Origin of the sequence: Ferrovibrio sp., from assembly GCF_035304305.1 — a bacterium.
Lineage (GTDB): Bacteria > Pseudomonadota > Alphaproteobacteria > Ferrovibrionales > Ferrovibrionaceae > Ferrovibrio.
On record NZ_DATGQG010000089.1, the window covers coordinates 1 to 8,080 of the forward strand.

The 8,080-nt window shown below is 65.9% G+C and carries 9 protein-coding genes; 6 read left to right on the forward strand and 3 right to left on the reverse strand.

All coding sequences use genetic code 11. From position 1 onward, the window contains the following. Both VKZ87_RS10805 and VKZ87_RS10810 read left to right on the forward strand, forming a co-directional pair. On the forward strand, window positions 1–609 hold a 609-nt coding region (locus tag VKZ87_RS10805), incomplete at its 5' end, for a leucyl aminopeptidase family protein (RefSeq protein ID WP_414655645.1). Window positions 610–622: 13 nt separating this feature from the next. Next, window positions 623–1,078 (forward strand): DNA polymerase III subunit chi, encoded by a 456-nt coding sequence (locus VKZ87_RS10810; protein WP_324221268.1) that lies wholly within the window; start codon window positions 623–625, stop codon window positions 1,076–1,078. 1 nt (window position 1,079) lies between these two features. Here the strand turns inward: VKZ87_RS10810 and VKZ87_RS10815 are convergent, their stop codons facing one another. Next, window positions 1,080–3,002 (reverse strand): ABC-F family ATP-binding cassette domain-containing protein, encoded by a 1,923-nt coding sequence (locus tag VKZ87_RS10815; RefSeq protein ID WP_324221269.1) that lies wholly within the window; start codon window positions 3,000–3,002, stop codon window positions 1,080–1,082. Window positions 3,003–3,106: 104 nt separating this feature from the next. Here VKZ87_RS10815 and ndk point away from each other — a divergent pair, with 104 nt between their 5' ends. Then, a complete protein-coding gene (gene ndk, locus VKZ87_RS10820) occupies window positions 3,107–3,529 on the forward strand; it encodes a nucleoside-diphosphate kinase (RefSeq protein WP_324221270.1) in 423 nt (140 codons plus the stop codon). A gap of 61 nt (window positions 3,530–3,590) precedes the next feature. Here the strand turns inward: ndk and purN are convergent, their stop codons facing one another. After that, the gene (purN, locus tag VKZ87_RS10825) at window positions 3,591–4,244 is read right to left on the reverse strand and encodes a phosphoribosylglycinamide formyltransferase (protein ID WP_324221271.1); all 654 of its coding nucleotides are present in this window, start codon (window positions 4,242–4,244) and stop codon (window positions 3,591–3,593) included. 1 nt (window position 4,245) lies between these two features. Further along, entirely contained in the window at window positions 4,246–5,352 is a 1,107-nt protein-coding gene (purM, locus tag VKZ87_RS10830) for a phosphoribosylformylglycinamidine cyclo-ligase (RefSeq protein WP_324221272.1), read from the reverse strand. A gap of 22 nt (window positions 5,353–5,374) precedes the next feature. On the opposite strand from purM, the gene VKZ87_RS10835 reads away from it, so the two are divergent. From VKZ87_RS10835 to VKZ87_RS10845, 3 genes are all read left to right on the forward strand, one after another. Beyond that, window positions 5,375–6,511: a DUF2066 domain-containing protein gene (locus tag VKZ87_RS10835; protein WP_324221273.1), complete on the forward strand. Its 1,137-nt coding sequence runs from the start codon at window positions 5,375–5,377 to the stop codon at window positions 6,509–6,511. Beyond that, window positions 6,508–7,623 (forward strand): AI-2E family transporter, encoded by a 1,116-nt coding sequence (locus tag VKZ87_RS10840; RefSeq protein WP_324221274.1) that lies wholly within the window; start codon window positions 6,508–6,510, stop codon window positions 7,621–7,623. Before VKZ87_RS10835 ends, VKZ87_RS10840 begins: the two co-directional genes overlap by 4 nt. After that, window positions 7,623–8,080: DNA replication protein (locus VKZ87_RS10845; protein ID WP_324221275.1), on the forward strand; the 458-nt coding region annotated here is incomplete at its 3' end. The genes VKZ87_RS10840 and VKZ87_RS10845, both read left to right, overlap by 1 nt.

Genomic DNA, 8,080 nt, shown 5'->3' on the forward strand with positions numbered 1-8,080 from the left:
ATCGCCGGCCGCAAGGCGAAGGCGAACGTGGTCGGCGTGGTCGCGCTGGTGGAAAACATGCCGTCGGGAACGGCGCAGCGGCCGGGTGACGTGGTGACTTCCATGTCAGGGCAGACCATCGAAGTACTGAACACTGACGCCGAAGGCCGGCTTATCCTGTGCGATGCCATGTGGTACTGCCAGGAGCGTTTCAAGCCACAGGTCATGGTTGACTTAGCCACGCTGACCGGCGCGATCATCATCTCGCTGGGCCATGAGCATGCCGGCCTGTTCTCCAACGATGACAGGCTGTCGGAACAGCTGGCGTCGGCCGGCAAGGCGGAGGATGAGCTGGTCTGGCGCATGCCGCTCTCGGATGCCTATGACGAAGGCCTGAAATCCTCCATTGCCGACATGCAGAACATCGCCGGCCCCGGCTTCGGCGCCGGTTCGATCACCGCGGCGCAGTTCCTGCAGCGCTTCGTGCAGGAAAAGACGCCCTGGGCGCATCTCGATATTGCCGGTACGGCCTGGAGCAAGAAGGACAAGGCCACGGTGCCGAAGGGTGCCACCGGCTTCGGCGTGCGGCTGCTCAACCGTCTCGTCGCCGATTACTACGAGGAACGCTGATCGCGCTTCCGGCATGACCGAACTGCTCTTCTACCATCTGACCCGGCGGCGCCTCGAACAGGTCCTGCCGGAACTGCTGGAGAAGACCCTGCAGCGCGGCTGGCGCGCTGTCGTCAAGGGCGGATCCGAAGAGCGCATCGATGCACTCAATGGCACGCTCTGGACCTACAGTCGCGCCAGCTTCCTGCCGCATGGCACAAAGGCGGACGGGTTTGCCGACAGGCAGCCGATCTATCTCACTACGGAAGACGAGCGGCCCAATGGCGCGCAGGTGCTGTTCCTGGTGGATGGTGCCGACACCGCCGATGCCGCGTCTTACGAGCGCGTCTGCGACCTCTTCGATGGCAATGATGAGGAAGCGGTGGCGGCGGCACGTCTCCGCTGGAAACGCGCGAAAGATGCCGGCCATACGCTGACCTACTGGCAGCAAAGCGAAACCGGCGGCTGGGTGAAGAAGGCGGAAGGCTAGGTCAGGCCGCTTCGCTCTGCGCTTCTTCCAGCTTCGCCTGTGCTTCCAGCCAGGTTTCTTCGGCGGCCTCGATCTTCCTTACAATCTCGCCATGCTGCTTCTGCAGCTCGGCCAGCTTTGCCGGCGTCATGGTCGTGTAGGTGTCGGGATCGGCCAGCGTTGCATCCAGCTGCATCTTCTCGGCGTTCAGCCGGGCCAGAGCCTTCTCGGCGCTCTGCACGGCGATGCGCAGGGGGGCGAGGGCCTGCCGCGCGGCCGCCGCCTGCTTGCGCTCGGCCTTGCGGTCCGCGGCTGAGGTCTCGGAGTTGCCGCCACCCTTCAGCTTGACGGTTGCCGCGGCGCGGCGCTTGTCGGCGAGATAGCGCGCGTAGTCGTCGAGATCGCCATCGAAATCCTTCACCGTGCCGTCGGCGACCAGCCAGAACCGGTCGGCGCAGGCTTCCGCCATGTGGCGATCATGGCTGACCAGGATTACGGCTCCCTTGAACTCGTTCACCGCCTGCACCAGGGCGTCGCGCGTATCCATGTCGAGATGGTTGGTCGGCTCGTCAAGGATCAGCAGATGCGGCGCATGGTGCGTCACCATGGCGAAGAGCAGCCGCGCGCGCTCGCCGCCTGAAAGCTTGCCGGCTGCGGTCTGCGCCTTTTCTCGTGTCAGGCCGAAACCGCCCAGCCGGGTGCGCAGCTGTTCGACCGTCGCGTTCGGCATCAGGTCGGCGAGGTGATCCACCGGCGTGCGGCTCTCGTCCAGCACCTCGTCCTGGTCCTGGGCGAAGTAGCCGATGCGCAGCTTGCCGGAGCGACGGATCTGCCCGGCCTGCGGTTTCAGCGTGCCGGCCAGGATCTTCGCCAGCGTCGACTTGCCGTTGCCGTTGGCGCCCAGCATGGCGATGCGGTCTTCCATGTCGATGCGCAGATCGACATGGCGCAGCACCGGCTTGTCCGGCACGTAACCGGCCGTGAGGTTGTCCAGCACGATCAGCGGCGGCGGCAGCTCCTCGGGATCGGGCAGGCGGAATATCACGGTCGGATCTTCGACGGCCGCGGCGATCGGCTGCATTTTTGCCAGCATTTTCAGGCGGCTTTGCGCCTGCCGGGCCTTGGAGGCCTTGGCGCGGAAGCGGTCGACGAAATCCTGCAGATGCTTGCGCTGTTCGGCCTGACGCTGCGCCAATGCCGTCTGCTGCTCCATGCGCAGGCGGCGCTCGGTCTCGAAGTCGTCGTAGTTGCCGCGATAGAGCACCAGCTTGGTGTTGTCGATATGGAGGATGTGCTCGACCGCGCTGTTCAGGAAATGGCGGTCGTGGCTGATCAGCAGGAAGGTGCGTGGCCAGGACTTCAGATAGCCTTCCAGCCAGAGCGATGCTTCGAGGTCGAGATGGTTGGTCGGCTCGTCGAGCAGCAGCAGATCGGGGTTTGAAAACAGGCAGCCCGCCAGAGCCACGCGCATGCGCCAGCCGCCGGAGAAACTGTCGAGCGGCCGGTTCTGCATCTCCTCGTCAAAACCCAGGCCGGCGAGGATGACGGCGGCACGGGCTGGTGCGGAATGGGCATCGATCTCCGCCAGCCGCATATGCACAGTGGCGATGCGCTCGGCATCCTCCATGCTGGTGGAGTTCTCCAGCTCCTCGGCTTCCGCCAGCAGCGCTTCGCGTTCGGTATCTGCGGCCAGCACATACTGGATCGGGGTCTGACTGCCACCGGGCGGCTCCTGCGGCAGTTTGGCGATCTTGCAGTCATTCGGCAGTTCGACCCCGCCGGTCTCGGTCTGCAGCTCCCCGCAGATGATCCGGAACAGGGTCGATTTTCCGGTCCCGTTGCGGCCGACCAGGCCGACCTTGTGCCCGGCCGGGATCGTGGCCGAGACATGATCCAGCAGCACACGGCCGGCAATCCGGTAGGTCAAATCGCGGAAACTCAGCATTTCAGAGCCTTGGGAGCTGGGCCGGACGGTTGCAGGGGCGCGGCGGAGCCTCTATATAGCCGCCACATTTTTCCCCGCCAATGCCCCGAAAGGACGATCCGACCATGGCGATTGAACGCACCTTCTCGATCATCAAGCCGGATGCCACCCGCCGCAACCTGACCGGCGCGATCAATGCGAAGATCGAGGCCGCCGGCCTGCGCATCGTGGCGCAGAAGCGCATATGGATGAGCCAGAAGCAGGCCGAGACTTTCTACGGCGTGCACAAGGACCGGCCCTTCTTCAAGGATCTGGTCAGCTTCATGATCTCCGGTCCGGTGGTCGTGCAGGTGCTGGAAGGCGAGAACGCCATCGCCAAGTACCGCGAAGTGATGGGCGCCACCAACCCGGCCAACGCCGCGCCTGGCACCATCCGCAAGGAATTCGCCGAGAGCATCGAAGCCAACTCGGTGCATGGCTCGGATGCGCCGGAGACGGCTGCCGTCGAGATCGCCTACTTCTTCTCGGGCACCGAGATCGTCGGCTGATATCGTTCAGCCCTGCTGAATGCGAAAGGCCCGGCAGCAATGCCGGGCCTTTTCCGTATGGCTACAATGCCGGGCTGATCAGCGCGCCCGATGCGGGGGCAGCACCCCTGATCCGTACCGCGCGCCCATCGATCTGAAGCCTGTCTTCGGCAAGCCAGCGCAGCGCCTGCGGGTAAATCCTGTGCTCCTGCTCCAGCACCAGATCGGCGAGCTGCGCGGGCGTGGCACCGGGCGGCACAGGCACGGCGGCCTGCAGGATGATCGGCCCGTCATCGAGTTCGGGAATCACGAAATGCACGGTGCAGCCGCTGATCCGCACGCCGGCCTCGATCGCCTGCTCGTGGACGTTCACGCCCTTGAAGGCGGGCAGAAGAGACGGATGAATGTTGATCATCCTGCCTGTCCAGCCGGCGACGAATTCCGGCGTCAGGATGCGCATGAAACCGGCCAGACAGACCAGTTCGATGCCCTTCGCGCGCAGCAGTGCGTCAACTTCGGCATCAAAAGCGGCGCGTTCCTTGCCCTTGCTCGGGATCACGGCCGTTTCGATGCCATGGTCCCGGGCGAGGCGGAGTCCTTCGGCATCTGCGCGGTTCGATACGACCAGTGCAATACGGGCGGGATAGTCCGGTGCCTTCGCCGCCTCGATCAAGGCGCGCAGATTGCTGCCGCGCCCGGAAATGAGCACGGCAACGGCGCGCCGGGTCGCCGTCATGTCAGTTCCAGGCCCTGGCCGTGTTGACGACTTCGCAGACCGGCTCGGCTGCGGCGTCGTCCAGCGTCTCGATGCGGCCGATGCGGGATACGGTTTCGCCGGCGGCCTTCAGTGCGGACTGCACCGCCTCGGCCTTTTCCGGCGCGACAGCAACCACCAGACCGATACCGCAGTTGAAGGCGCGTGCCATTTCCGCGTCGGAGATTTGTCCGGCAGACTTGAGCCAGCGGAAAACCGGCAGCATCTCCCATGTGGTGGCGTCGATCACCGCCCTGGTGCCGCCGGGCAGCACGCGCGGCACATTGTCGACCAGGCCGCCGCCGGTGATATGCGCCATGGCCTTGATGCTGCCGTCGCGCACCAGCGGCATGCAGCTTTTCACATAGATCCGCGTCGGCACCATCAGAATCTCGGCCAGCGACTGACCGGCAGCAAAGGGCGCCGGGCTCTCGAAGGTGAGGCCGTTATCGGCGATCACCTTGCGCACCAGCGAAAAGCCGTTGGAATGCACGCCCGAGGAGGCGAGGCCGAGCAGCACATCGCCCGGAGCGACGCCGCGCGGCAGCAGCTGGCCGCGTTCGGCGGCCCCGACGGCAAAGCCGGCAAGGTCGTAATCCTTCGCGGCATACATGCCGGGCATCTCGGCCGTCTCGCCGCCAGTCAGGGCGCAGCCGGCCTGGCGGCAGCCCTCGGCGATGCCGGCGACCACGCGGCGGGCCACATCCACCTCGAGCTTGCCGGTTGCGTAATAGTCGAGGAAGAAGAGCGGCTCGGCGCCCTGCACCAGGATGTCGTTCACCACCATGGCGACGAGGTCGATGCCGACACCGTCATGGCGTCCGGTCTCGATGGCGATCTTCAGCTTGGTGCCGACGCCGTCGGTGGAAGAAACGAGGATGGGATCGGTAAATCCGGCGGCCTTGAGATCGAAGAGGGCACCGAAACCGCCGAGGGACGCATCGGCACCCTTGCGGCGCGTGGAAGCGGCCAGCGGCTTGATCGCATCGACCAGCGCTTCGCCGGCATCGATGTCGACGCCTGCGGCCTTGTAAAGCGGCGACGTGTTGATGATGGCCTCCACGGCGGCTAGAGTGACGGCTGGCAACATACCCATTCCGCCCCTGTTTGCAATGCTCCGGTATCGTACCGTAAGACGCTGTTTCGGCTTTCTTTTTCTCGGTCTTGCGGCAGCGGGCGTCAGTGCCCCGGCAGGGGCGCAGGGGCTGCGGCCGGAGCAGGGCGCGGCCATCCGGGCCGAGCCGCGCAAGGCCGACCCCTTCGTTGTCACCGGTATTCCCGTCGACGCGACCGCCGAAAGTGCCGCCGCGGCGCGCCCGGTAGCGATCGGTGAAGGCCAGCGCCGCGCCTTTCTGGCGCTGATGCGCCGGCTGACCCGCCCGGAGGATCACGGTCGTCTGCCGCGGCCCAGCGAGGCCCTGTTGAACCAGACCGTTGCCGGGTTCGAGATTGACGAGGAACGCACCTCGGCGACCCGTTATATCGCCCGCATCACCGTGCGTTTTCGGGCCGACGAGGTGCGGCGACTGCTGCAGGACGCGCGGCTGCCCTATTCGGAAACCGTCAGCCGCCCGGTGCTGGTGATCCCGGTCTGGCAGACCGCCACCGAAAGCAAACTCTGGGAAGCCGACAATCCCTGGCGCGTGGCTTGGCAGAGCCGGCCGGAAGCTGATGGGCTCGTGCCGCTGATCGCCGCTCCCGCGGATGCGGATGCGCCACCGCTTCAGCAACTGCTGGGCAATCCGGAGAACCTGCGGGCGTATGCCGACAAGCTGGGCTATCAGGATGCCCTGGTGGTTTCGGCCACTCTGCAGCGGGCGGAGCCGGGCAATGTGCGGGTCGACATGCATCCCTACCACAGCGGGCCAGCCGCCTTCCTCGAGAGGCTCGATGCCTTCACGGCAACCGGCGGGACGCAGGAAGAGGCATTGCTGTCGGGTGCGCTCGATCTGAGCCGCCGGATCGAGACGCGATGGAAGATGGATACGGTGATCGATCCGGAGAAGCAGGGGCAGCTCAGCGCCGCGGCCGCCTTCGCCGGCCTGCCGGAGTGGAACCGGCTGCGCAGCACGCTGGCCGCCATGCCGCTGGTGCGCCACTTCGAGGTCCTGCACCTGTCTCACCGCGACGCGCAGCTGCAGATCGAATTCTACGGTGATCCCGGCCAGCTCAGTACGGCTCTCGCGCAGCGCGACATCGTGCTCGAGCAGCGTGACGGTTTCTGGCAGATCCGGAGCCGGCAGCCATGACCATGCGGCAGCAGATGCTGGCCTGGGTCGGCATTATCGCGGCCATCGTCGCGCTGCTCGTGCTGCTCAGCAACATCCTGCTGCCCTTCGTGGCCGGCATGGGCGTCGCCTATTTCCTCGATCCGGTGGCCGACCGGCTGGAGAAGCGTGGCATGTCACGCACGCTGGCCACCGTGCTGATCATGGTCGTCTTCTTTCTCGTCACCATCCTGGCGATTACACTGCTGGTGCCGGTGGTGATGAACCAGCTGGAAAGCTTCATCGAGCGGATGCCGCTGCTGGTGCAGGCTTTCAACGACCGCGTTCTGCCCTACGTGCAGGGCATCGCCGACCGCTTCAACATCGACCTGCGCAGCAACGTGCAGCAGGCGCTGGAAGACAACAAGGCGCAGGCGATGAGCATGATCGGAGACGTGGTCAACGGCCTGCTGGGCGGCGGCTGGGCGGTGTTTAACATGCTGTCGCTGGTGGTGATCACCCCGGTGGTGGGCTTCTATCTGCTGCGCGACTGGGATCACATGATGGCCCGCGTGGATGCCTATCTGCCGCGCGATCATGCCGAGACGATCCGCGAACAGGCGCGCGAGATGGACCGCGTTCTGGCCGGCTTCGTGCGCGGCCAGATCCTGGTCTGCCTGTTTCTCGCTGCCTTCTACGGCCTGGGCCTGTCGCTGCTCGGCGTGCAGTTCGGCCTGTTCATCGGCGTCACCGCCGGCATGATCTCGTTCATCCCCTATGTCGGCAGCGTATTCGGCTTCATCGTCGCCATGGGCGTGGCGCTGGCGCAGTTCTGGCCGGACTATGTCTGGATCGGCCTGGTGGCCGCGGTTTTCGGACTTGGCCAGTTCATAGAGGGCAATTTCCTGCAGCCCAAGCTGGTCGGCGAGCGCGTCGGCCTGCATCCGGTCTGGGTGATCTTCGCGCTGCTCGCCGGCGGCGCGCTGTTCGGCTTCGTCGGCATCCTGATCGCGGTGCCGCTGTTCGCGGTCATCGGCGTACTGATGCGCTTCGCCTTCACGCGCTACCGCGAAAGCTGGCTGTACCGGCCGGGCGAGCCGCCCGACAGCCCGCCGCCGCAGCCGGCGCCGAAGCAGAACCCGCCGAACGGATAATGCCCGACCAGCTCAGCCTCGGCCTCACGCTGCCGGTATCCTACGCGCGTGAGGACTTTCTTGTTGCTCCCGGCAACGCGGCGGCGCTTGCCTGGATCGATCGCTGGCCCGACTGGCCGAACGGCGTGCTGATCCTCTACGGCCAGGCGGGCAGCGGCAAAACCCATCTGGCGCAGATCTGGGCCAGCCGGACCCCCGGCGCATTGGTGAGCGCCGGCGACGCCTTGACGACGGCGACGGTGGATGCGCTGGCGCAGCAGCCGCTGGCGCTGGATGACGCCGACCGCGTCGGTGACCCGGCGGCCCTGTTTCACCCGATCAATCTGATGCGCGAGCGCGGCTTCAGCCTGCTGCTGACCGGTTCGGCCGCGCCGGCGCGCTGGACTTTCAGCCTGCCCGACCTGATGTCCCGGCTCAAGGCGATGCCGGCGCAGGAGATCGCAGCGCCCGACGATGC

Excerpts from the sequence above, each read along its gene's own strand:
- VKZ87_RS10810 (WP_324221268.1), top strand. The coding sequence starts at position 623 with ATGACCGAACTGCTCTTCTACCATCTGACCCGGCGGCGCCTCGAACAG.
- VKZ87_RS10815 (WP_324221269.1), bottom strand. The coding sequence starts at position 3,002 with ATGCTGAGTTTCCGCGATTTGACCTACCGGATTGCCGGCCGTGTGCTG.
- ndk (WP_324221270.1), top strand. The coding sequence starts at position 3,107 with ATGGCGATTGAACGCACCTTCTCGATCATCAAGCCGGATGCCACCCGC.
- purN (WP_324221271.1), bottom strand. The coding sequence starts at position 4,244 with ATGACGGCGACCCGGCGCGCCGTTGCCGTGCTCATTTCCGGGCGCGGC.
- purM (WP_324221272.1), bottom strand. The coding sequence starts at position 5,352 with ATGTTGCCAGCCGTCACTCTAGCCGCCGTGGAGGCCATCATCAACACG.
- VKZ87_RS10835 (WP_324221273.1), top strand. The coding sequence starts at position 5,375 with ATGCTCCGGTATCGTACCGTAAGACGCTGTTTCGGCTTTCTTTTTCTC.
- VKZ87_RS10840 (WP_324221274.1), top strand. The coding sequence starts at position 6,508 with ATGACCATGCGGCAGCAGATGCTGGCCTGGGTCGGCATTATCGCGGCC.